The sequence below is a fragment of the Variovorax sp. J31P207 genome (genome assembly GCF_030316965.1).
In the GTDB taxonomy this organism is placed as follows: domain Bacteria; phylum Pseudomonadota; class Gammaproteobacteria; order Burkholderiales; family Burkholderiaceae_C; genus Variovorax; species Variovorax ginsengisoli_B.
The window spans coordinates 1,025,298-1,047,152 of the sequence record NZ_JASZYN010000002.1 but is presented as its reverse complement, the minus strand read 5'-3'; the positions used below and the strand labels follow the sequence as shown (position 1 = coordinate 1,047,152).

23 protein-coding genes and 2 pseudogenes are annotated in these 21,855 nt (G+C 64.8%); 17 read left to right on the top strand and 8 right to left on the bottom strand.

All coding sequences use genetic code 11. The annotated features are described in order from the left end of the window. Positions 1 to 40: 40 nt before the first annotated feature. A complete protein-coding gene (locus QTI68_RS10655; RefSeq protein WP_286521433.1) occupies positions 41 to 1,201 on the top strand; it encodes an ABC transporter substrate-binding protein in 1,161 nt (386 codons plus the stop codon). A gap of 32 nt (positions 1,202 to 1,233) precedes the next feature. Here QTI68_RS10655 and QTI68_RS10650 read toward each other — a convergent pair whose 3' ends face one another. Then, the gene (locus QTI68_RS10650; RefSeq protein ID WP_286521432.1) at positions 1,234 to 1,827 is read right to left on the bottom strand and encodes a TetR/AcrR family transcriptional regulator; all 594 of its coding nucleotides are present in this window, start codon (positions 1,825 to 1,827) and stop codon (positions 1,234 to 1,236) included. Positions 1,828 to 1,969: 142 nt separating this feature from the next. On the opposite strand from QTI68_RS10650, the gene QTI68_RS10645 reads away from it, so the two are divergent. From QTI68_RS10645 to QTI68_RS10590, 12 genes and pseudogenes are all read left to right on the top strand, one after another. Next, on the top strand, positions 1,970 to 3,130 hold the full coding sequence (locus QTI68_RS10645) for an acyl-CoA dehydrogenase family protein (RefSeq protein WP_286521430.1): 1,161 nt from the start codon (positions 1,970 to 1,972) through the stop codon (positions 3,128 to 3,130). Between the two features lie 7 nt (positions 3,131 to 3,137). Continuing rightward, on the top strand, positions 3,138 to 3,812 hold the full coding sequence (locus QTI68_RS10640; protein WP_286521428.1) for a transglutaminase-like domain-containing protein: 675 nt from the start codon (positions 3,138 to 3,140) through the stop codon (positions 3,810 to 3,812). A gap of 35 nt (positions 3,813 to 3,847) precedes the next feature. Continuing rightward, positions 3,848 to 5,020 carry a CaiB/BaiF CoA transferase family protein gene (locus tag QTI68_RS10635; protein WP_286521426.1) on the top strand — a complete coding sequence of 391 codons (1,173 nt, stop codon included), beginning with the start codon at positions 3,848 to 3,850 and terminating at the stop codon, positions 5,018 to 5,020. Next, positions 5,017 to 5,574, top strand: coding sequence for a DUF2889 domain-containing protein (locus QTI68_RS10630; protein ID WP_286521425.1), 558 nt, complete (start codon positions 5,017 to 5,019; stop codon positions 5,572 to 5,574). The genes QTI68_RS10635 and QTI68_RS10630 overlap by 4 nt, the downstream gene beginning before the upstream one ends. A gap of 8 nt (positions 5,575 to 5,582) precedes the next feature. Then, positions 5,583 to 6,377 (top strand): enoyl-CoA hydratase-related protein, encoded by a 795-nt coding sequence (locus QTI68_RS10625; protein WP_353506412.1) that lies wholly within the window; start codon positions 5,583 to 5,585, stop codon positions 6,375 to 6,377. 293 nt (positions 6,378 to 6,670) lie between these two features. Then, positions 6,671 to 6,883, top strand: coding sequence for an ABC transporter permease subunit (locus QTI68_RS10620; RefSeq protein WP_286521422.1), 213 nt, complete (start codon positions 6,671 to 6,673; stop codon positions 6,881 to 6,883). Then, positions 6,804 to 7,316, top strand: a complete 513-nt coding sequence (locus QTI68_RS10615) for a tripartite tricarboxylate transporter substrate-binding protein (protein WP_286521421.1) — start codon at positions 6,804 to 6,806, stop codon at positions 7,314 to 7,316. Before QTI68_RS10620 ends, QTI68_RS10615 begins: the two co-directional genes overlap by 80 nt. A 232-nt stretch (positions 7,317 to 7,548) precedes the next feature. Beyond that, complete coding sequence (locus tag QTI68_RS10610) at positions 7,549 to 8,130, top strand: hypothetical protein (RefSeq protein WP_286521420.1); 582 nt, start codon at positions 7,549 to 7,551, stop codon at positions 8,128 to 8,130. Positions 8,131 to 8,212: 82 nt separating this feature from the next. Then, entirely contained in the window at positions 8,213 to 8,746 is a 534-nt protein-coding gene (locus QTI68_RS10605; protein ID WP_286521418.1) for a VOC family protein, read from the top strand. A gap of 80 nt (positions 8,747 to 8,826) precedes the next feature. Next, positions 8,827 to 9,039, top strand: a pseudogene (locus QTI68_RS10600) (SDR family NAD(P)-dependent oxidoreductase); the annotation flags it as partial. A gap of 14 nt (positions 9,040 to 9,053) precedes the next feature. Next, positions 9,054 to 9,410, top strand: a pseudogene (locus QTI68_RS10595) (AMP-binding enzyme); the annotation flags it as partial. 166 nt (positions 9,411 to 9,576) lie between these two features. Further along, positions 9,577 to 10,287: a TetR family transcriptional regulator gene (locus tag QTI68_RS10590; protein ID WP_286521417.1), complete on the top strand. Its 711-nt coding sequence runs from the start codon at positions 9,577 to 9,579 to the stop codon at positions 10,285 to 10,287. A 347-nt stretch (positions 10,288 to 10,634) separates the two neighbouring features. On the opposite strand, the gene QTI68_RS10585 is transcribed toward QTI68_RS10590, so the two are convergent. From QTI68_RS10585 to QTI68_RS10565, 5 genes are all read right to left on the bottom strand, one after another. Further along, the gene (locus QTI68_RS10585; protein WP_286521416.1) at positions 10,635 to 10,775 is read right to left on the bottom strand and encodes a hypothetical protein; all 141 of its coding nucleotides are present in this window, start codon (positions 10,773 to 10,775) and stop codon (positions 10,635 to 10,637) included. Positions 10,776 to 11,032: 257 nt separating this feature from the next. Further along, positions 11,033 to 13,090 carry an acetoacetate--CoA ligase gene (locus QTI68_RS10580; RefSeq protein ID WP_286521415.1) on the bottom strand — a complete coding sequence of 686 codons (2,058 nt, stop codon included), beginning with the start codon at positions 13,088 to 13,090 and terminating at the stop codon, positions 11,033 to 11,035. Positions 13,091 to 13,100: 10 nt separating this feature from the next. Next, complete coding sequence (locus tag QTI68_RS10575; protein WP_286521413.1) at positions 13,101 to 14,084, bottom strand: Bug family tripartite tricarboxylate transporter substrate binding protein; 984 nt, start codon at positions 14,082 to 14,084, stop codon at positions 13,101 to 13,103. 148 nt (positions 14,085 to 14,232) lie between these two features. Beyond that, positions 14,233 to 15,159 (bottom strand): helix-turn-helix domain-containing protein, encoded by a 927-nt coding sequence (locus tag QTI68_RS10570; RefSeq protein WP_286521412.1) that lies wholly within the window; start codon positions 15,157 to 15,159, stop codon positions 14,233 to 14,235. A gap of 130 nt (positions 15,160 to 15,289) precedes the next feature. After that, positions 15,290 to 16,663 carry an MFS transporter gene (locus QTI68_RS10565; RefSeq protein ID WP_286521581.1) on the bottom strand — a complete coding sequence of 458 codons (1,374 nt, stop codon included), beginning with the start codon at positions 16,661 to 16,663 and terminating at the stop codon, positions 15,290 to 15,292. Between the two features lie 344 nt (positions 16,664 to 17,007). On the opposite strand from QTI68_RS10565, the gene QTI68_RS10560 reads away from it, so the two are divergent. The 4 genes from QTI68_RS10560 to QTI68_RS10545 are packed head-to-tail and all read left to right on the top strand — an operon-like array spanning position 17,008 to position 20,271. Continuing rightward, positions 17,008 to 17,985, top strand: a complete 978-nt coding sequence (locus QTI68_RS10560; RefSeq protein WP_286521411.1) for an amidohydrolase family protein — start codon at positions 17,008 to 17,010, stop codon at positions 17,983 to 17,985. Between the two features lie 35 nt (positions 17,986 to 18,020). Further along, positions 18,021 to 18,890, top strand: a complete 870-nt coding sequence (locus QTI68_RS10555; protein WP_286521410.1) for an intradiol ring-cleavage dioxygenase — start codon at positions 18,021 to 18,023, stop codon at positions 18,888 to 18,890. A gap of 11 nt (positions 18,891 to 18,901) precedes the next feature. Next, positions 18,902 to 19,210 (top strand): Dabb family protein, encoded by a 309-nt coding sequence (locus tag QTI68_RS10550; RefSeq protein ID WP_286521409.1) that lies wholly within the window; start codon positions 18,902 to 18,904, stop codon positions 19,208 to 19,210. Next, entirely contained in the window at positions 19,210 to 20,271 is a 1,062-nt protein-coding gene (locus tag QTI68_RS10545) for a maleylacetate reductase (RefSeq protein WP_286521408.1), read from the top strand. Before QTI68_RS10550 ends, QTI68_RS10545 begins: the two co-directional genes overlap by 1 nt. Here the strand turns inward: QTI68_RS10545 and QTI68_RS10540 are convergent. Together QTI68_RS10540 and QTI68_RS10535 are read right to left on the bottom strand one after the other, a co-directional pair. Next, on the bottom strand, positions 20,238 to 21,233 hold the full coding sequence (locus QTI68_RS10540) for a LysR family transcriptional regulator (RefSeq protein ID WP_286521406.1): 996 nt from the start codon (positions 21,231 to 21,233) through the stop codon (positions 20,238 to 20,240). The genes QTI68_RS10545 and QTI68_RS10540 overlap by 34 nt on opposite strands. Before the next feature lie 24 nt (positions 21,234 to 21,257). Continuing rightward, positions 21,258 to 21,641 carry a MarR family winged helix-turn-helix transcriptional regulator gene (locus tag QTI68_RS10535; protein WP_286521404.1) on the bottom strand — a complete coding sequence of 128 codons (384 nt, stop codon included), beginning with the start codon at positions 21,639 to 21,641 and terminating at the stop codon, positions 21,258 to 21,260. Between the last annotated feature and the right edge of the window lie 214 nt (positions 21,642 to 21,855).

Genomic DNA, 21,855 nt, shown 5'->3' with positions numbered 1-21,855 from the left:
TTTTCCAACGGCTGATGGCCATCACTACCAGGAGACATCCATGAAGCAAGAATTCTGGCGGCTTGCCGCCGCCGGCCTGCTGGCCGCCGCTGCCGCCACGCCCGCGTCGGCGCAGCAGCAGGGCGTGACCGACACCGAGATCGTGATCGGCGACATCCTGCCGCTGACCGGACCTCCCGCCATGCTGGGCGTGGCGCACAACCTGGGCGTGAAGGTCGCGGTCGCCGAGGCCAACGCGAACGGCGGCATCAACGGCCGCAAGCTGCGCCTGGTCTCCGAAGACGACGGCTATGTGCCGTCGCGCACGATCCAGGGCGTTCGAAAGCTGCTCAACAGCGACAAGGTCTTCGCGTTCACCTCGATTTCGGGGACGGCGCAGGCCCAGGCTGCGATGTCCCTGTTCAAGCAGGCCGGTGTTCCCGCCATGGCGCCGATCACCACCTACGAAGGGCTCTACAAGCCGACCATCAAGAACGTGTTCGCAGTGGGCTACGACATGCGCGAAGCGGTCTACGGCCTGGTGATCCAGATGGCGGAACGCTACCCCGGCAAGAAGTGGGCGCTGATCTCGCAGGACGACGACTACGGCGAGAACGTGCGCGACGGCTTCGAGCGTGCCGCCAAGGAGAAGAAGCTGGAACTGGTCTCCAGCCAGGTCTTCAAGAAGGGCCAGTCGGACTTCTCCTCGGAAATCCTCAAGGTCAAGCAGGCCGGCGCCGAAGCGTTGATGGCGGGCGGCGTGCTCGGCGAAAACGTCACCATGGTCAAGGAACTCGAGCGCATCGGCCACAAGATCCCGGTGGGCGTGACCTACGTTTCACGCGTGCCCGCCAGTGCCAAGATGATGGGCTCGGCCGGTGAGAACGTGTACACGGTGGACTACGTCTTCCTGGAGAGCGCCCCGGAGGCGAAGGGCTTCATGGAGAAGCTGGACCGGCATCTTTCCGCGGAAGAGCGCACGCGCGTGAACCGCTACTCGTTCACCGGCTACGCTGCGGCGCGCGCTCTGTTCACGGCGATGGAGCGCTGCGGCAAGGGACTGACCTGGGACTGCACCAACGCGGAACTGGCGAAGGTCAGCAAGCTGGAAACAGGCGCCATGACGCCGATCAGCTTCTCGGCGACGAACCATCTGGCGGCGCCCAAGCTGTTCCTGCTCAAGGCCGACCCGGCCAGCTCGACCTACAAGCTGGTGGAGTGAGAGCGAGGGGCGCATGGCGCGCCCCCCTGATCTCAGCCCTTCTCGGCCAGGAAGCCGTTGAGAAACAGGCGCGCCATGCGGTCGCACAGTTCCTGAGGCTTCACCGCCCCACTCGATGAATACCAGAAGTCGGTCCAGTTGAGCATGCCCACCAGCATCATGGTGTAGGGCTTGTACAGGGCATCGGAAAGATGGGGGTTCAGCTCCCGCAACAGCCCCGCGATGAGCTCGGCCAGCTGGCGCTGCAGTGTGATGAGCGGCGCCTGCTTGGCCTTGGGGAGGAACTTCACATCGCTCATCGCGACCATGTGGCGTCGGCGCGACTGGACCGACTTCTGCATGTAGGCCTGGACCAGCCGCTGCATCCGTTCGCCCGGCTTGCCCTTGCCCGTCAGGGCTTCCTCCAGGGCCGCGATCAGCCGCTGCAGATGCTCTTGCAGCATCGCGAACAGCAGGTCGTCCTTGGCCGGGAAGTAGTGGTAGAGCATCGACTTCGTCGCCCCGCATGCCTTGGCCACATCCTGCATCTTGGCTGCGGGGTAGCCTTCCTTGGCGAAAAGCGCGGCAGCACAGTCCATGATGGCCTGGCTCTTGGATTCATAGTCGTCCGAACGTACTCGGGTCATGCGGTCCTCCTTGGGGCGCAAAGTGTAGCAAGCGCTGCTTGCATTCGTCCCGCTGCCGGACTAATATAGACCGACGCGCCGGTCTATTAAATGGCTCGGCCTGGCCATTCTTCGACCTGAATCCTTCAACGCATCCATCCCCATGACCGAATTCGAATTTCTGGAACCCGACCTGCTCGACGAAGACCTGCGCATGGTGCGCGAGCAGGTGCGCCGCTTCGTCCGCGAGCGCATCGTGCCCTGCGCCGATGCGTGGGAAGCCTCGGGAGAGATTCCGCGCGAGCTGTTCCGCGAGCTCGGCAAGCTCGGGTTCCTGGGGATGCGGCACCCGGTCGAGTACGGCGGTGGCGGCATGGGCCCGCTGGCCTCCGTAGTCCTCGGGGAGGAACTGGCGCGTTCCGGCTACGGCGGCGTGGCCTCGGCCCTCACGGTTCACAGCGACATGTCCATCGGCCACATCGCGCACCGCGGCACGCACGAGCAGAAGCTGAAGTACCTGCCCGCGGCCTGCGCGGGAGAAAAGGTGGGCGCCGTGTGCGTCACGGAGCCGAATGCGGGCTCGGACGTCGCCGGCCTCAAGACGCGTGCGCAGCGCACCCCCGATGGCTGGGTGATCAATGGTTCCAAGACCTTCATCACCAACGGCGTGCATGGCGACATCTTCATCGTGGCGGCCCGCACCGATCCCGACGCCAAGGGCAGTCGCGGCATTTCGCTGTTCATCGTCGACAAGGGGAACCCGGGGCTGAAGATTGCGCGCCAGTTCGACAAGCATGGCTGGCGCTCGTCCGACACCGCAGAGCTGTTCTTCGATGAGCTGAAGCTGGCCCCCGATGCGCTGCTGGGCGAGGAGGGCAAGGGCTTCTACTACATCATGAGCACGTTCCAGAACGAACGTCTGGTGGTCGGTGCGCTGGTCGCGGGCACCTGTGCCCGCGCGATCGAACTGACGGTGGACTACATGCGCCAGCGCCAGGCGTTCGGCAAGACGCTGTGGGACCAGCAAGTGGTGCGCAACAAGCTCTCCTGGGTCGCGTCCAAGGCCGCGGCAGCGCGCGCGCTCACCTACCAATGCGCGCAGATGATCGCCGAGGGCAAGGACACCGTGCGCGAGGTGTCGATGCTCAAGGCCTTCGCGGCGGAGACGCTGCAGGAGGTGGTCCACACCTGTCTGCAGTTGCACGGCGGCACCGGCTTCATCATCGGCACGCCGGTGGAACGCATGGCGCGCGATGCCCGCATCCTGACCATCGGTGGCGGCGCCACCGAGGTGATGCTCGAAGAAGTCGCCAAGCGCATGTGAGCTCGCAATGAGCGAGATCGAATTCACCCCCTATGGATGGCCCGAGCCGGGTGAGCGCTACCTGGCGGCCACGGACTTCCTGGACTTCGGCGTTCCCGCGGTGGCGCGGTTCGTGGCCGATGCCGTCGGGAACGCGACGACGCCGACGCAGCAGGCCGTGCGCCTGTTCCATGCGGTGCGCGACCGGGTCCGCTATGACGCGGGCAACGTACGCTTGACGCCGGCGGGCTTGCGGGCCAGCACCGTGGTCGCCGAAGGCCAGGCCTTCTGCATTCCGAAGGCGGCGCTGCTGGTGGCCGCGGCCCGCTGCGCCGGCATCCCGGCCGCGATCGGCCTGTCGGACGTGGTCAACCATTTCAGCACGCCGAAGATGCAGCAGGCCATGGGTGGACGCGAGGTGTTCATGCACCACGGCTGGGCCGCTCTCTACCTGGATGGGCGCTGGGTGAAGGCAGTGCCTGCGTTCAACCGCGAACTGTGCGCGCTGATGGGTGTGCCGCCGACCGAGTTCGACGGCTCGCGCGACGCGGTGCTGCAGCAGTTCAAGGCCGATGGATCGGTGCACATGGAATACCTGCGCGACCACGGCGTCTGGTCGGACCTGCCCTTGCAACGCATCGAGGCCGACTGGGCCGGCTACTACCCGCCGACCTTGTGGCGCGACCGCCGCGCCGACGCATGACACCGCCTCCCAACCCCTTGTTCGAAAGCGACCGCATGCCCGGGCCTCTCTCCCACCTCACCGTCATTGAACTGGCCGGCATCGGACCGGGTCCCTTCGCCTGCATGATGCTGGCCGATCTGGGCGCCACCGTCGTCCGCATCGATCGCCTGCCCGGCCCCCCTTCCAAAGGCGGCCTGGAGGACCTGATGCGCAACGACAGCGTCGTCGATCGCGGCCGTCGCTCGGTGTCGGTGAACATGAAGGATCCGCGCGGCGTGGAGACGGTGCTCCGGCTGATGGAGCGCGCCGACATCCTGGTGGAGGGCTTTCGCCCCGGCGTGGCCGAGAAACTGGGACTGGGCCCGGCGGTCTGCCATGCGCGCAATCCGCGACTGGTCTACGGCCGCATGACCGGCTGGGGCCAGACCGGTCCGCTGGCACAGGCGGCCGGACACGACATCAACTACATCTCCCTGTCGGGCGCGCTCCATGCGATGGGCGAGGGCGATCGCCCTCCCGTGCCGCCGCTGAACCTGATCGGCGACTACGGCGGCGGCGGCATGCTGCTGGTGGTGGGCGTTCTGGCCGCGCTGGCCGAGTCCCAACGCTCGGGAAAGGGGCAGGTGGTGGACGCCGCCATGACCGACGGCGCCGCGCTGCTGATGGCTGCGCAATTCGGGCTCATGGCCAAGGGCTTCTGGCAAGACCGGCGGGAGAGCAATTTCCTGGATGGAGCGGCGCACTTCTACGGCACCTATGAATGCGCGGATGGACGCTACGTGTCGATCGGCGCCATCGAGCCGCAGTTCTACAGCCAGTTGCTGGCGCTGTGCGGTATCGACGACCCGCAGTTCCGGCATCAATGGGAACAGGGGGAATGGCCGGCGCTGCGCCGCAAGCTAGCCGCCGTGATGCGCCAGCGCACGCGCGACGAGTGGTGCGCGCTGCTCGAAGGCAGCGACGCCTGTTTCGCGCCGGTGCTGTCGATGGCCGAAGCGCCCATGCACCCGCACAACCGGGCGCGCGGAACTTTCGTCGCCCCGCAGGGCGTCAGCCAGCCTGCGCCGGCGCCGCGATTCGATCGAACGCCGTCGGAGCTTCCGCCGCCCGCACCCCAAGTGGGGGAGCACACCGGGGAACTGCTCGCCCAGGCGGGGTTCCCGCCCGACGAAGTCCGCGCGCTGCACGAGGCCGGCGTCGTCCATCTCGCGGGTGCTGTCGCATGAGCCACGCCCCGCCTCCCTTTGCGCGAACGCTGCTGCATTCCCGCCGCATCCACTGCGAAGGCTTCCGGCGCGAGGATGGCCTCCTCGAACTGGAAGCCACGTTGATCGATACCAAGCCCATGCCGTTGAAGCTGGTGAGCCGGGTCGTCCCGTCCGAGGAGCCCATCCACCAGATGCGGGTGCGCCTGGTGATCGATGCGCAGCGCGAAATCGTGGATGCGGCGGCTTTCAGCGAACACACGCCCTATGCCACCTGCACGGGCGTGGAGGCCACCTATCGCCAGTTGATCGGCCTGCGCATCGAACCGGGTTTCACCCAGCAGGTGAAGCGGATGTTCCGAGGCACCGCCGGCTGCACCCACATGACGGAAATCCTGCCCATGATGGCGAGCACCGCCTTCCAGGTGTTCTGGGCCGACGGCAGCTTTGCCGAGCAGGGCGCGCGCGCCAGCGAGCCGCGTCAGACGCCGCTGGGCGGCTGCCATGCGCTCCGGCTGGACGGCGAAGTCGTCCGGACCTACTTCCCCCGATTCCACCAGACACCCCCACCATGAACGACTCTGTGCTTTTCGATGTCGAGGACGGCGTCGCCACGATGACCCTGAACGAGGGCGCACGGCTCAATCCGCTGACGCAGCCGCTTCTCCAAGGGCTGCTCGATGGGCTCCGCCGCGTGCGTGAAGACACGAGCATCCGCGCCTTGCTCCTGACCGCCAACGGCCGCGGTTTCTGCGCCGGGGCGGACCTGCAGGAGTTCGGCCGCCGCGCCGCCGATCCGGCCACCGGCAGCTTGGGCGACTATGTCGGCCGACTGCTGCGCGAGCAGGCCGCACCGATCATGCTGGAGATGCGGGCACTCCCGGTTCCGGTCGTCTGTGCGATCAACGGCGTGGCCGCCGGCGGAGGGGTGGGGCTCGCGCTGTCCGGCGACATGGTGCTGGCCGCCCGCTCCGCGTACTTCTACCTGCCGTTCATGCCTGCGCTCGGGCTGGTCCCGGACATGGGCTCCAGCTGGCTGCTGCCGCGCGCCGTGAGCCCCGCACGCGCGCTGGGCCTGGCGCTCACCGGCGAAAAGCTCGACGCGCAACGGGCTGCGGAATGGGGCTTGATCTGGGCGTGCGTGGACGACGCGATCCTGCAGCAGTCGGCCCGGGCGTTGGCGCTGCGCCTGGCGTGCTTGCCGCCGCACGCGATCCTGGAGGCACGCGCACTGGCGTCGGCCGCCGGACGCAACAGCATGGAGCAACAGCTGATCCTCGAATGCGAGCGCCAGCAGGCGCTGATCGATGGTGATTCTTTTGCCGAAGGCGTGCGCGCGTTTGCCGAGCGGCGTCAACCTGTCTTTGCGGGGCGCTGAGTGGCGTAGACGCCTCACAGCGGCAATCCGCGTCAAGCCGCTGCATCGAGGTGTGTGTGGGCCCCGATCGGACCCCGAAGCCCGGTGCAACCGCGCCGGACTTTTTCATTGCGGACCCGCATGCGGGAAAGTCCGCAGCCAGATGCCGCGGAGATCGTCGGATACGACGATACCTCGCGCGAGGCCCCTCCTTAATGTCCGTGCTGCGCCCTGAAAAGAGGCGCGACATCCGAACCAACAGGTCTCGCGCGCTCCCCTGGGGCCGGCGACGGGGCCGCCGAGGGAGACCGAGCTTGCTGGTATTGCAGATCATCGTCGCGGGCCTCGCACAGGGCTGTGTCTACGGCCTCATCGCCGGGGGCTTCGTGCTCATCTACAAGGCGACCGAGACCGTCAACTTCGCCCAGGGCGACCCGATGTTGCTCGGTGCGTTCGCTGGCCTGGCCCTTCTGGCTGGCCGCGCTGGCGGCCGTCGCGGCGATGGCGCTGACCGGCATGGTGATTGAGCGTGCTGTGATCCGCCCGGTGCTCGGCAAGCCGCAGTTCTCCATCGTGATGCTGACCTTCGGCCTGGGCTGGGCGCAGGCGCAATCCAGCCAGGGCCCGATCCGAATCATCGTGGCGTTTCCTCCTGGAGGCACTGCGGACGTTCTCGCGCGAGTGATTGCGGAGAAGATGCGAACCATTCTCGGCCTCGAAGTGATTGTCGAGAACATGCCTGGAGCCACCGGCCTGATCGCCGCCGCGGCGGTGGCGCGTGCCGCGCCGGACGGGCGGGCCATGCTGCTCGCTACTCCGGCGCTGGTCCAGGCCCCCAATGTGATCCCGCGCGTTTCCTTCGATCCACTGAAGGTCCTCGAGCCCCTGTGTTCTGTCGCGCGTGACGACTTTCCTGGACCTTCGGAGCGAACTCGACACGGCAATAGCGCTGCCCCCTAAGGGTGGCACTTTACGGGTTTGTCCCTATCCCGATCGGCTCGGGCAAGCCTTGCATTAAGTCAGGTGTCTTATTACAGTTAAGACAAGCGACTTAATCCGCTTTGCCCTCGTAGCTGGGCTCACGGTGTCGCCACGGGTGGGCGGTTTTATCCACCCTTGAGTCGCGTTCCCAAGGCTTCGGCCGCACCGCAAGGCACGGTGTCCCAACAAGGTCATGAAAGAGGAGATAGCAATGAAATACGACATTCGCCTGCTCACCAAGGCGGCCGATGCGCTTCTGCCGAAACTGACGAATCCACGCCACAGAGCAATCATCTCCAATTACCGCCGCCATGCGCTTCTGGAGGTAAGTGGTCTCTACGAAGAACTTCTGGCTCCTGACATGGTGGTCGAAGAGCCTGACTATTGGCTCTTTCAAGGTGGAACCATCCACTACCAAGGCATGAACAAGGTCCAGGCGCTCTACAAATCGCTGGTGGACACCGGCACCTGCGTCATGATGCTGGAAGACGAGCATTTGATGGTCGACGACTGGGGATTCAGTTCCGAAGCGACCTTCAACACCTTCTTGCCGGGCTGGATCGCTGCCTCGAGGGGTGCAGAAATCGACGACCTCGGTGCGACCTACATTGCGACGGCGAAGTACGCAATGCATTGGCCCTACGACGCACAAGCGCGACTGATCGGTGAGCGCGTCTATATGGGGGGGTTCACCTACCGCAAGTGCCCTCCGAATGAGGTTCTGACCATGGATGAAGTGCGCGAAACCCTCATGCCTCGAATCGAAGAAGCGCGCGCGCTGGCTGCCGCCTGACCCGGGGAGGTGCGCATTCTGACAAGTTCAGTCGCCCATTTGAGCGACTGCACGGGATGAAACTCAATATCGGAGAGTAATCATGAGTCGACTTTTCAGGCCTGTACGGCAGCTTGGATACGTCGTCCCTGACCTCGACCGGGCGATGGAGGGGTGGCTTGCCGCAGGCGTTGGCCCCTTCTTCCGGATCAACGAGGTTAAGACGAACTACCTTCGTTTTCGTGGGAAAGACGTCACGGTGAGCATGCGCATCGCACTCGCTAACAGCGGCGACACGCAGATCGAACTCATCGAGCAATTAGATGATGCGCCGACGCATTGGCGCGAGTTTCTGCAGCGATACGGCCCCGGTGTGCAGCACTTGGGATTCTGGAGCGAAACCTTCGACGCGGATGTCATGCGGCTTTCTGAGCAGGGCTTTTCCCGGGTGGTCGAAGGCGAGGTACACGTAGACAGTGACAACGGTATTCGCTACAGCTACTTCGAGCCTGGGTACCAGCCGGGCACCATGCTCGAACTGGTCGACTCATCTTCCCCGGTGCTGCGGGAGATGAATCGAATCATTCGGGAAGCTGCCATCGATTGGAATGGTACAGATCCCGTCCGAGACTTCTAGTCATCGACGGATGGGAACGGTCAACGAGCGGCTTGGAACTCTGTCGCTCGCCGTGCGAGGAAAATCTGGAGTAGTTAAAAGTGGAGGAAAACACCTTGGGCAAGCTGGACGGAAAGGTCGCACTGATCGCGGGCGGCAGCAGTGGGATCGGGCTCGCCTCGGCGAAGCGTTTTGCGGCCGAAGGCGCTCGGGTCATCATCGTGAGCCCCAGAAGTGGTGCGGTTGAAGAGGCTGTCGCCGATATTGGGGAACATGCATTCGGATACTCAGGCGATGTCAGCAAGCTGGAAGATCTAGACCACACGGGAACATCGTCGGTCGCCTCAAGGACATGCTCATTCGGGGCGGTGAGAACATCTATCCGCGTGAAGTCGAGGAGTTTCTCTATCGTCATCCGGCGGTTGAGGACGTGTCCGTTGTCGGCGTGCCTGACGAGAAGTTCGGGGAGGAGGTTTGTGCATGGATACGGCTCAAGCCTGGAAAGCGTGCGAACGAGGACGACATCAAAGCGTTCTGTCGTGGGCAAATAGCGCACTACAAGGTGCCGCGCTACATACGCTTCGTCGATGAATTCCCAATGACGGTAACCGGCAAGATCAAAAAATTCGAGATCCGTAGCCGCATGAAGCTCGCATTGGGGCTGCAGGAAGCGCGGACCGCATAGTCGGCGACGAACACGACGCGCCTGATGAGCTGGTTCTGCATTTTGCCGCCCCCATAAACCGAAACACACAGAGGAAACATGATGAAAGCCGCGATACGCAGGGGTCGTCCGCCGATCGAACGCGGTCATAATCTCTGGTTAAGAATGGTGTCTCAAGCCAGATGCGATGACAGACAAAGAAGACAGGCCGGCCCCCGATTCGCGTGTTGCCGCAGCGCGCGAGCGCCTTCTCCAAACGGCAGTTCAAATGCTCGGAGAGCGTGGCATTTCGGGAGTGTCGCTGCGCGGGATCGGCGCGGCCGCCGGTCAAAAGAACAACTCCGCAGTGGCCTACCACTTCCACGGCAAAGTTGGCCTGATGAACGCAATCGTGGCCGAACTGCATGACTTTCTCGCACCGCGCTTCGACGCCCTGTTCAGCGAGTTGGAGTCTCGATCCGACGGGATGCTCACGATGTACGAGGTAGCGCTCGCGATCGCAGCGCCCCTGTTTGCACTTTATCTGTCCAAGCCGCGCGGAGAGTCCGCACTCAAGACCCTGGCCAAGTTCCTTCACGAGCGGCCGGAGGCTATCGACGAAACCTACTGGGGTACGCTGCAGGATCTGGTCACACGCGCCATCCGCCTGGTTTTGCAAGTGCGCCCTAGGACGCCAGTCGACCAGGCATCCTTGCATGTCACGCATGCCTTGAAGTCCACGACGGACGGGTTGGCCACACTGCACAACTGGCCGATCGCCGCGTCCCGGCACGATCCCGAGCTGATGTTTCAACTGCTCCTCATCCATGCCGACTTCTTGGCGGGCGGTTTGAGCGCAGATGAAGCCAGCCGACCGGCGATCGACATCGCATACTGGAAGGAATCCATCGTTTCCTAGGCCTTGACGGGCGCTCGGATGGGGCCGCGGGCCCAGCCGTCTACACGGTGTGCCGGACAGGCGGTTGTGTCAAATTAACCCGGCCCGGCCCGGCCCGGTGCGCGGCAACCACCGCCGGTATCGGGCTCCGCACGTTGGTTGAGCTTGCCCGAGGCCCCGCGGCGGCCCAGGACGCACCGCGCCGCTAGGCGCTGCCGAAAACCTGCAGCGCGTGGGCGAGGACGTGAGCGAGAAGCTGTGCGCGCCCCTCGCTACGTTAGATTGGAATCCGTTGCCGCCGGTCGATCACTCCGGCGGCGGATCCTCGCCTCTGCGCCCGACAAACACCGGCGGCCGCCGCTCGGCGATCAATATCCCCGGTAGCTGCTCATGCGCACGTTCAGCGAGCCGTACTGGACCGTGCTTCTCCATTGCGTGAATACGGTGGCCATGCTGGTGTCGATCGCCATGGCGATCTGGCCCCGCGTGTTCTTGACCTGCTGGGGCATGGGAGATCAGCGCATTCGCCGGCCACATCGCGAAAGGTCAGCATCGCAGTGGTGGCCAGTACCAGCATGACGAACCAGCCGTTCCTCATTGACCAATCTGGCGTCGTTGCAGCATCCTCGGTCGCGAAGGCCGTGGCGCCTGTCGCTGCAGTGGCGAAGAAGGTCAGCCTTCGTACCGCTGGTGAGGCAGCACCTGACCCGAACGACGCAACGCAGGCCCGAGTCCTTCATGCGGCGCCCCATTGGGGGCAGCGGCGTCAGGAGCCGATGCCAGGCACAACCTGCACACGCCGCAGATGTTCCTCGGCGAACGACACGAACCAGTCGATGCTCTCCGGCTGCGCCAGCGCGTCCCGCTTTACGACCTTTTCCAGCGCGTGCCCCAACATCAGTTTCTTGACAGGCAACTCGAGCTTCTTGCCGGTGATGGTTTTTGGAATGGCGTCGACCTGAAGGATCTCGTCGGGCACGTGCCGGGCAGACAGGCTGCTGCGCAGCCCCTGCCGCATACGCCGCCGCAGCGCTTCGTCGAGGACGAGGCCAGGTCGCAATTGGACGAACAGGCCCAAGTAGGAAGGCCGTCCCAGGTATTCGAGGTCTACGACGAGGCTGTCGACCACTTCCTCCAGCGCCTCCACGACGCGATAGAACTCCGCGGTCCCCATACGCACCCCTTGTCGATTGATCGTGGCGTCGGAGCGGCCGTAGATGATGCCCCCCACGGCCTCCGGCCGCGATATCAACTGCAGCCAGTCGCCCTGGCGCCAGACCGGCCGGCCGGCCGTGTCGCGGAAGCTGTCGAAGTAGCTCTCGCGATATCGGCTGCCATCCGCGTCGCCCCAGAAGTACAGCGGCATCGAAGGGATCGGCCGCACGCACACCAGTTCGCCGACTTCGTCCATCAGCGGTCGCCCGTCATCGCTCCAGGCCTCGACGTGCGTGCCAAGCACGCGGCATTGCATCTCCCCCATGCGCACCGGCAAGGTCGGCAGGCCAACCAGGAATCCGCCCGTGATGTCGGTACCACCGGACACGATGTTGAGCCACAGGTCCTCCTTGACCGCCGCGTAGAGCCAGCGGTACGCCTCCGGCGACAGCGGGGAGCCCGTGGAGCACACCGTTTGCAGGGCCGAGAGGTCGGCCAGTTCGCGCGGCACGATGTCGGCCTTGAGGAACGCATGGTGGATGGCCGCGCCGACGCCGAAGACATTCACCCGGTGTCGACCCGCGAGCTTCCACAGGTGCGCCCAGTCAGGCTCCGGACCCGCACCCGTGACACTGCCGTCGTAGAGCACCAGCGTGGCGCCCCCCAGCAGCCCCATCACGTGTGCGTTCCATACCATCCAGGATGTGTTCACTGCCCACAGCACGCGCACGCCTGGCTTGAGGTCGTTGTGCAGCACCATGTTGACCATGCCGTTCGCGAGCACACCGCCGTGGCCGTGGACGATGGGCTTGGGCAGTCCTGTGGTGCCCGATGAGTAGAGGATCCACAACGGATGATCGGGCGGCAGGGCTTCGCAGCGCAGTGGAGCGTCGACTGCTATCGCATCGGTCCAGGACACGACAGTGCGCCGTGCGGCCTGCGCCGGCGGCCCGGCGAGCGGGTCGAGGTGTGGCACCCACACCACGCCGGTGATCGACGGCAGCCGGTCCAGGATCTCGCCCAACGGGGCGCGGCGGTCGAAGGGCTTGCCGGCGAAGCGGTAGCCGTCCGTCGCGACCAGGACCTTGGGCGTGATTTGGCTGAAGCGGTCGCCGACGCTGACCGGCCCCATGTCGGGCGCACAGAGCGACCAAACCGCACCCAGGCTGGCTGCCGCGAGAAAGGCCACTACGGCCTGCGGAATGTTGGGCAGGTAGCCGGCCACGCGGTCGCCGGGCTGCACGCCGAGCCCTTGCAGCGCGGAGGCCAGCGCACCCACCTGCCGACGCAGGGTCTCCCACGAAACTTCGCCTGTGCCGCCGGCCTCGCTCTCGTACACGATGGCCGGCACGGTGAGCCCGGTATGGCGCAACGCCTGGTCGACGAAATTGAGGCGCGCACCCTCGAACCAGCTCGCCTTGGGCATGTCGCCCTCAAGCATGCGGAGGGGAGGCGTGGCCATGGGCAAGTCGAAGAAGCCGAGGATCGCGCGCCAGAACGCTTCGGGTTCGTCGACCGACCAGCGCCAGAGCTGCTCGTAGCCGTCGAACTCCAAGCCCTGTTCGCATTGGAGCCAGCTTTCGAAGGCCGTGATGACGGCCTGTGCCTTGCGTTCCGGGCTGGGCCGCCAGAGGGGCGTGACGTCGGCGATGGATGTGATTGATGTCATGTGGCCGCTCTCAGGATTCGGCCGTGAAACCGATCCGTTTCACGATACCTCGCCATTGCGCGCTTTCGGCGCGCACGCGCTGGGCGAGGTCCGGTGCGTTGGAACCCTGGGCCGTCATGCCGAACTCGGCCAATGCGCGCACGAAGTCCGGCTGCGCCACGGCGGCGCGCACCGCATCGCCCGCGCGCTGCGCGACCGCAGCGGGCGTGCGCGCCGGCACGAACATGCCGAACCACTCGGTCATGTCCAGGTCGAAGCCTTGCTCGCGGAAGGTCGGGATGTCGGGCGCGAAGGCGCTCCGTGCCGGTCCGGAGACGGCCAGTAGGCGCAGGCGTCCCGATTTCATTTGCGGCAGGTAACTGCCCAGCACGGTGGAGTAGGCCGGCAGCTGGCCGCCCATCAGGTCCTGCAGGCCGGGGCCGTCGCCGCGATAGCCAACATGGGTCAGCTCGATGCCTGCCAGCTGGCCCAGCAGGCTGCCCATCAGGTGCGGCGTGGAGCCCGAGGCCGGCGACCCGAACGAGCCCTTGCCCGGATGGGCCTTCACCCACGCGATGAAGTCAGGGATGTTGCGCACGCTCTCGGGCACCGCCGGTCCGACGGCGAAGGCGAACGGAAAGGTGCAGACCATGGACACCGGCTGGACGTCCTCGGGCGCATACGGAAGCTTCCGGTAGGTGTGAGGATAGACGGTGAACGGCGCGGGTGGCGACAGCAGGAGGGTGGCGCCGTCCGCTGCGGCCTCCCTGGCCGCGGTCACGGCGATCTGCGCACCCGCGCCCGGCTTGTTCTCGACGATCACGTTGGCCGCGTAGGTGCCGCGAAGCTTCTCGGCCAGTCGCCGCGCCACGTTGTCGGTGCTGCCACCGGGTGGAAAGCCCACCAGCAGGCGAGCGAGCTCGGGCTGCTGGGCGTAGGCGACATGGTGCAGGCTGGCAGCGCCCAGCGCGGCAAAGGCGCCCAGTCGGGCAGCGAATTGGCGACGTGTGGTCATGTTCGGATCTCCGTTGCGGGTTTTTTCAGGGTCTGTGCCGAGAGTCGGCGCGACTTTGCCGCATGGCCGCAGCGCCACTGTCGCCTCCTTGCGGCTGCTTGCGTAATCCTGCGCAGCCTAGGGAAAGACCCGATCCGCCGGGAGGGGCCTAGTTCGAGCGCCGATAGGCGGAGGGCGTGACGCCCCAATGGCGATGGAAGGCCTGGCTGAAGTGGGCAGCCGACGGATAGCCGGTCGCCTGGGCAACGTCCGCCAGCGGCATCCGCGATCCGTGGACCAGCCGGGCGGCGGCCTCCATGCGCTGCAGGTTCAGCCAGGCGTGCGGTGTCGTGCCGAAGGAGACCTTGAAAGTGCGCGAAAAATGGAACGGGCTCAGTCCCACCAGATCGGCCAGCCGGGCCACCGGCCAGCGCTCATGCAGGGCGGCGGCCACCGCCGCGGCGAGACGCATCATCTGGCGTCTCGACAGCGACCCGTGCGAATTCTGCGGCAACGATTGGCTGGCGTAGTTCTCCAGCAGGTGCAACGCCAGGGCCTGCGCCAGGTTCTCGCCGAAAGCCGGATGCAGCGAGATGTTGTTGTCGAGGGAGCCGAGCAGCACTTGAGCGAACCCGGCCAGCACCGGGTCACTGCGGCCGAAGCAGCTCTGCAGATGGACGTCGCCACCTGCCGCCCGCTGCAGCCACGCGGGCGCAAGGTTGATGATGATGTTGTCGCGCCGCGCGGTGCTGCGCCAGAAGCTGGGCAGCCCCGCCGGAACCACCACCGCCTCGCCTGGTTGCCAACGCGTCTGCGCGACCGCATCCCCTTGCCGCTGGACCAGCCCCGTGGGCGTTGACCGGCGCAGGAGAATGGTGTGGGCACTGACCGGCGGGACATAGAGGTCCCCCAGCGGGCCGACCTGGTGCCACACCGTGAGGCCGCTCCAAGGCCGGCCGAAGCTCGAGCGGTGGACATGGCCCGGCAGCGTCTGCCAAGGCTCGTCCGTCGCCCCCGAAGCCAGTGCGTGCCAGCGGTCGGCATCGAAATCCCGGTCCAGGCCGGAATGGGTCGCGGGCGGGAAAGTCAGTTGCATGGGGAAGAGGCATTGGTGCAAGTTCTCGCGCCCCGGCATCGTAGCCCAGCCGATCTGCTCCACGGTCGAGCGAGTCGCACTTGCCCCTTGGGCAGCCTTCGTCAGGCGAAGACGCGGCCGCGGATCGCGATCAGTTTCCGGCCGCCACCGATACGCCCGGTGCTGCCTGGGCCGACTCGGCTTCCACGCCGCCACGTTGAGAAGCTGATCGATCGTGATTGATCAGCAGGACCGCGATCATGCCGATCACGGCCGGGATCGCGATGGCGATGAAGTTCTGCTGCAGGGGCAGGTTCATCCCGACCAACACCCCGATCAGGATCGGCGCCAGGATGGCACCGCTGCGCCCGATCCCCAATGCCCAGCCGAGGCCAGTGGCGCGTACCGCCATCGGGTAGAACTGGCCGGTGTACGCGTTGGCCACGATTTGCGTGCCGATGGTCGATGCGCCCGCCAGGGCGATGAGGACGTAGAGCACCGGCGTCGGCATCTTGTAGCCGAGCAAGGTGAGCGAAATCGCGGCCAACGCATACATCCCTGCGAGCACGTACTTGATATGGAATCTGTCTGCGAGCCAGCCACCTGCGATCGCGCCGATCATGGCGCCCACGTTCAACACAAGCACGAATGTCAGAGCGGAGCCCAGGCTGTAGCCTGCGCTTGCCATCAGCTTCGTGAGCCATGAGCTCAGCGCGAAGACCATGAACAGGCACATGAAGAAGGCGACCCAGAACATCACGGTGCTGAAGCCGCGACCCTCGTAGAAGAGGTGCTTGATCGGAGCACTGTCGGCCCTGTCTTTGGCCGGGACCGTGAAACGGTCGGCGGCCGAGAGCTGACAGGCAGGGTCGAGTCGCATGACAATCTTCTTCAATTCTTCGATCCGGCCCTTGGCAAGCAGGAATGGCATCGATTCGGGCATCGACTTCAGCATGAACGGAATCAGGACCACCGGCAGGCCGGCCGCAAAGAACACCGATTGCCAGCCATAGGTCTCGATCAGTCCCTTGCCGAGGATCGCAGCAACGATGCCGCCGACCGCATAGCCGCTGAACATCAGGGTGACGAGCGTGGCGCGGATCTTCTTGGGTGAGTACTCGGTCATCTGAGCCACCACGTTGGGCATGACGCCGCCGATGCCGAGTCCGGCGAGGAAACGCATGGCCCCGAACATGACCGGGTCGTTGGCCAGGCCGGCGGCGGCGGTGAAGACGCTGAAAAGAGCAATGCAGATCGCGATGGCCCAGCGCCTGCCGATCTTGTCCGCGACGGTGCCCAGGAAGATGGCACCGAACATCATGCCGAACAGCGCCGAGCTGACCATGAAGCCGGCGTTGGTCGCATCCACGCCCATCTTCTTCATGATCGAGGGCAGGGCGATGCCGACCACCGCCAGGTCGTAGCCGTCGAAGACGATGATCAGCGCGCACCAGAACAGCACGAGGCCGTGGAAGCGGTTGAAGCGGGCATCGTCGGCCAGTTGATGAAGATTGATTTGGCGCATGGTCTTTGTCTCCGAACGGATGGCCTTCCTCGCATCTCGCGGCGAGAGCGGTCGGGCGGTCCCACCGATGATGGGCAGTCTGCCTTGGCCGGTCCAACACAAATTCAGGATGGTCCTTATGCATCCTGGAAATGTTGGGTAGGGTCTACCCACAGGCATCGGGTCATCGGGGTTCCCTGCGATGCCGACCCGCTCCTCCATGCGCCCCGCGAATGTGCGCTATCACCGATAACTGTTCGACCGTTGCACGAGGCTTTCGTAGATTCGACGGTCTGGCGAGCGCCGAGGTGGCAACGCCATGCAATCGGGCATTTGCGGCGCCCAACCCTACAGAGGAGATAGCCATGCAAGGAAAGATTGGTCTCGAGGAGCACTTCGCGATTCCCGAAACGCTTCAGGATTCGGCTGGCTTCGTGCCTGGAGACTATTGGAAGGAATTGAGCAGCCGACTGCTGGACATCCACGAAGGGCGCCTGCGCCAGATGGACGAGAACGGCATGGAGATGATGATCTTGTCGTTGAATGCGCCCGCCGTTCAGGCGGTGCCCGACCCGAAGAAGGCCTACGAATTGTCGGTACGCGCCAACGATTTTCTGGCCGAGCAGGTCGCGAAGCGGCCCGACCGCTTTCAGGCGTTCGCCGCCTTGCCTATGCAGGACCCCGAGAAGGCCACCCAGGAACTCCAGCGGTGCATGACCGAACTGGGCTTCCGTGGCGCGCTGGTGAATGGTTTCTCACAGGTCGGAACCCCCGAGAACGTCGTCTACTACGATGCGCCCCAGTACGCAGATTTCTGGGACCAGGTAGAGCGCCTGGATGCGCCGTTCTATCTCCATCCGCGCAATCCATTGCAGAGCTGGGCCCAGATCTATGACGGCCACCCCTGGCTTCTCGGCCCTACCTGGGCGTTCGCACAGGAGACCGCCGTGCATGCGTTGCGCCTCATGGCGAGTGGACTCTTCGATCGCCATCCGGGCTTGAAGATCATCCTCGGCCATCTCGGCGAGGGCTTGCCCTACAACATGTGGCGGATCGATCACCGCAACGCGTGGGTCAAGGCACCCAAGACCTACCCGGCCAAGCGCAAGCTCTGTGAGTATTTCAACGAAAACTTCTATCTCACGACCTCCGGCAACTTCCGCACTCAGACGTTGATCGATGCGATGCTGGAGATCGGGTCGGACCGCATCTTGTTCTCGACCGATTGGCCCTTCGAAAACGTCGATCACGCCTCGAACTGGTTCGACGATACGAGCATCAGCGAGGCCGACCGCACCAAGATCGGCCGCACCAACGCCCTGTCGCTCTTCAAGCTGGGTTAGGCACTTCGTCTGAAGCCAGAAGACAAGAGGATCACATGATCGACATCGACGAATGGACCATCACCGGCGCCACCCTCAAGGCGCAAGGCGGAACCTCCGACGCACGCCTGAAGACCGTGATGGACAGCCTCGTGCGACACCTCCACGATTTTGCGCGCGAGATCGAACTGACCGAGGCCGAATGGGCCATGGGCATCGACTTTCTGACCCGCGTCGGAAAGATCACCGATGACAAGCGGCAGGAGTTCATCCTTCTGTCGGACGCGCTGGGCCTTTCGACCTTGGTCACGGCACAGTGCAACCGCCGCCCGAAAGGATGCACGGAGGCCACGGTCTTCGGGCCGTTCTTCGTTCCTGACGCGCCGTTGTACCGCCATGGAGACGACATCTCCAATGGTGCCAGCGGAGAGCCCTGCTTCGTGAGCGGAACGGTCCGAGGGATTCGCGGCGAGCCCATCCCGGATGCGCGCATGGATGTGTGGCAGTCCGACGACGAAGGATCCTACGATGTCCAACGGACCGGTCTCGATCATGCGGAGGGACGGGGGCAACTCGCCAGCGGCGCGGACGGCCACTACCACTTCAAGTCCATCGTTGCCGTCCCGTATCCGATTCCGCACGACGGTCCAGTTGGCCAGATGCTGGAAAAGCTCGGCCGCCACCCTTGGCGTCCTGCCCATCTGCACTTCATGATCCAGGCGCCTGGGTACCAGACGCTCATCACCCACGTGTTTCGCGCCGAAGGTCCCTATCTGGACTCGGACGCCGTGTTCGGCGTGCGGTCCTCGCTGATCGCCGACTGGAAGCGGCACAACCCGGGCCCCGCGCCCGACGGGACGCGGTGCGACGTGCCGTTCTACACCCTCGACTACGACTTCGTGCTGAACGATGCTGCAAAGGAATAGCGCGTGTGGAAATGAAGCATGTCGTGATGTGGCGCGTCGCTGGGGCGTCGGCGTCGGAGCGCATGGCCAACTGCCTGGCAATCCGCGATGCATTCGAATCCCTGCGCGGGCGGGTGCCTGGTCTGCTCGAGCTCGAGATCGGCATCGATGCGAGTCGCATCGACTACGCCTGCGATGTCGTGCTCCTCACTCGCTTCCAGGACGCACAGAGCCTCGAGGACTACGCGACGCATCCCGAGCATGTGCGCGTGAAGCGTGAACTCGGAGAGCTCCGCATCGCGCGCCACCAGGTCGACTACCCTTTGCCGAAAGCCCTCTGATGGACTCCTTCGTCTACAACTCAAATCCTTCGCGCATCATCTTCGGACCGGACAGCATTGACCGGCTGCCAGAGGAACTCGATCGCCTCGGCGCCCGGCGGGCGCTGGTCCTCTGCACGCCCCACCAGCGCGAAAAGGCGCAGGCCGTGGCGGACCGGATCGGCGCTCGCGTTGCATCGATTTTCGACGGGGCCGCCATGCACGTTCCGATTGAGGTCGCACGCAAGGCTCGCGCGCTCGCCACCGAACTGGAGGTGGACTGCGCACTGGCCATCGGCGGGGGGTCCACCGTCGGGCTCGGCAAGGCCATCGCTCTGGAATCCGGCCTGCCGATCATCGCGGTCCCCACGACCTACGCGGGCAGCGAGGTGACGCCGATCTATGGCATCACCGAGGGAGGGGTCAAGAAGACCGGGCGCGACCTCCGCGTGCTGCCGAAAGTGGTGGTCTACGATCCCAAGCTCACGCTGTCGCTGCCGATGGATCTGACCGTCACGAGCGCCATCAATGCGATCGCCCACGCGGCGGAAGGCCTGTACGCCCACGATGGCAACCCGGTGACCGCATTGATGGCCGAAGAAGGCATTCGTGCCTGCGCGGCTTCCCTGCAATCACTTCGAGACGATCCTCAGAACCTCGCTGCGCGCGGTCTTGCTCTCTCCGGCGCCTGGCTCTGCGGAACTGTTCTCGGTGCCGTGTCGATGGGCCTGCACCACAAGCTGTGCCACACGCTGGGCGGCACCTTCGACCTGCCGCATGCCGACGTGCATACGGTCGTCCTGCCGCACGCCCTTCAGTACAACGCGGAGGCCGCGCCACAGGCCATGATCCGCATCGCGCGCGCGCTCGGCGTCGTCAATGCGCCTATGGGGCTGTTCGCACTTGCAGAATCGCATGGCGCACCGGTTTCGCTGAAAGCGATCGGCATGGACGAGAGCGGGTTGGACCACGCGGTGGAACTGGCGGTGTCGAACCAGTATCCGAATCCACGACCGCTCGAGCGCGCGCCTCTGAAGAAGTTGCTCGATCAAGCGTTCGAGGGTGCTGCGCCGGCGCCTTGATCTTCAGCGAGCACGTCCTGCGGCCTCACCTCGGGCGCGCGGCGAGACCGCTCATGGAACAGGCCGAAGAGCAGCTCGCGCAACCAGCGGTTGCCGCTGTCCTGGTGAAAGCGCTCGTGCCATTGCTGCCGGATCTCGAAGGGCACGACATCGAAGGGGGCGTCGACGATGTGAAGATCCGTGCGTGATGCCACCATCGCCTTGGCGAGCCGCGAGGGTGCGGTCAGCAACAGCCCCGACGCAGCAACGATCGACGACAAGCCGAGGGAATGGGCAGCCGTCAAGACGACCCGGCGCCGATCCAGTGCGCCTGCGCGGTCCAGCGTTTGTTGAAGCTGGGAATCAGTGGTGCCTTGCGGTCGATAGGCGACGTGTTCGGCTGCAAGGTAGTCATCCAGCGTGATGTGTTCTGGCGTGCCCAGCGCCGATGTCTTGGACATCAGAACCACGAATGACTCGTCGAACAACCGTTGCTGATAGAACGATGGACCCATCGGCTCCCAACTGCCGAGCGCGATGTCGATTTGCCCGTGGAGCATCCGCTGGCGGGCCTCGGCCATGGCCGCATCCACGGTTTCAAAGCGAATGCCTGGCGCTATGTTCCGCGCAACGGAAAGCAGCTCCGGCATCATGGCCAACTGCCCGACATCGTTCACTGCGATTCGAAACAAGCGGCTGGAAGTCGCAGGCTCGAAGGTGCGCCCCTGGTCGATGGCTTGCGCCAGGCTTGCGAGTCCCTCCTCGATCGGAGCGATGAGGCGCTCAGCCGCCGGCGTTGGCACCATCCCGTCGGCCGTGCGAACGAACAACGCATCGTTGAAGCGCTCGCGCATGCGCTTGAGCGCATTGCTGACCGCCGACTGCGTCATGCCGAGGCGATCGCCTGCGAGCGTGACGCTTCGGGTGGAATAGATCGCCTGGAACACCAGGAACAGATTCAGGTCGATCGAGTTGATGTTCACTGGCGGCCTCCGTTCTACGAGTTTCTACTCGTTGTCCAGCACCGCGAGGTTCTCGTAGACCATTCGCAGCATCTGTCGAAGCGATTCCGCCTGCACCGCAGTCAGCCCCGACAGCGACACGCGCTCATAGACCTGGGCCAGGGGAATGATGCGCAGCGTCAGTTCGCGCCCCGCATCGGTCAGTTCGAGAGCGAGGGCGCGGGCGTCCTCATCGGATCGATCGCGCACGAGCACGCCGCGTTGCAGCAGGCCATCGACCACGCGCGAAAGCGTCGAGGGCTCGGTCGACGTGTGCAGGGCAAGGTCGGAGAGGCGCTGCTGCGGCAGGTGATGGAGCGCCACGCAGACGCGCCATTCGGTCAGGGAGAGGTTGAACTGCTTCAACTCGCGGCTGAACGACTGTCCCATGCGGGCCCCTGCGCGCGCAAGCAAGTACGGGATAGCGCGATCGAGGTCGTGGTTGTCTAGTTTGCCTGCAAATGCAACTGAATCTGCGGGGGCTAGCGCTGCGAACACCTCGTTCCTCGGCGCAACTGATACTGGTTTTCTCTTGGCCATGCCGAATCTTACAAACGAAGCAGGCAATCCTGGTAGTGAAAACCCTAGGCAATTATTGATTGCG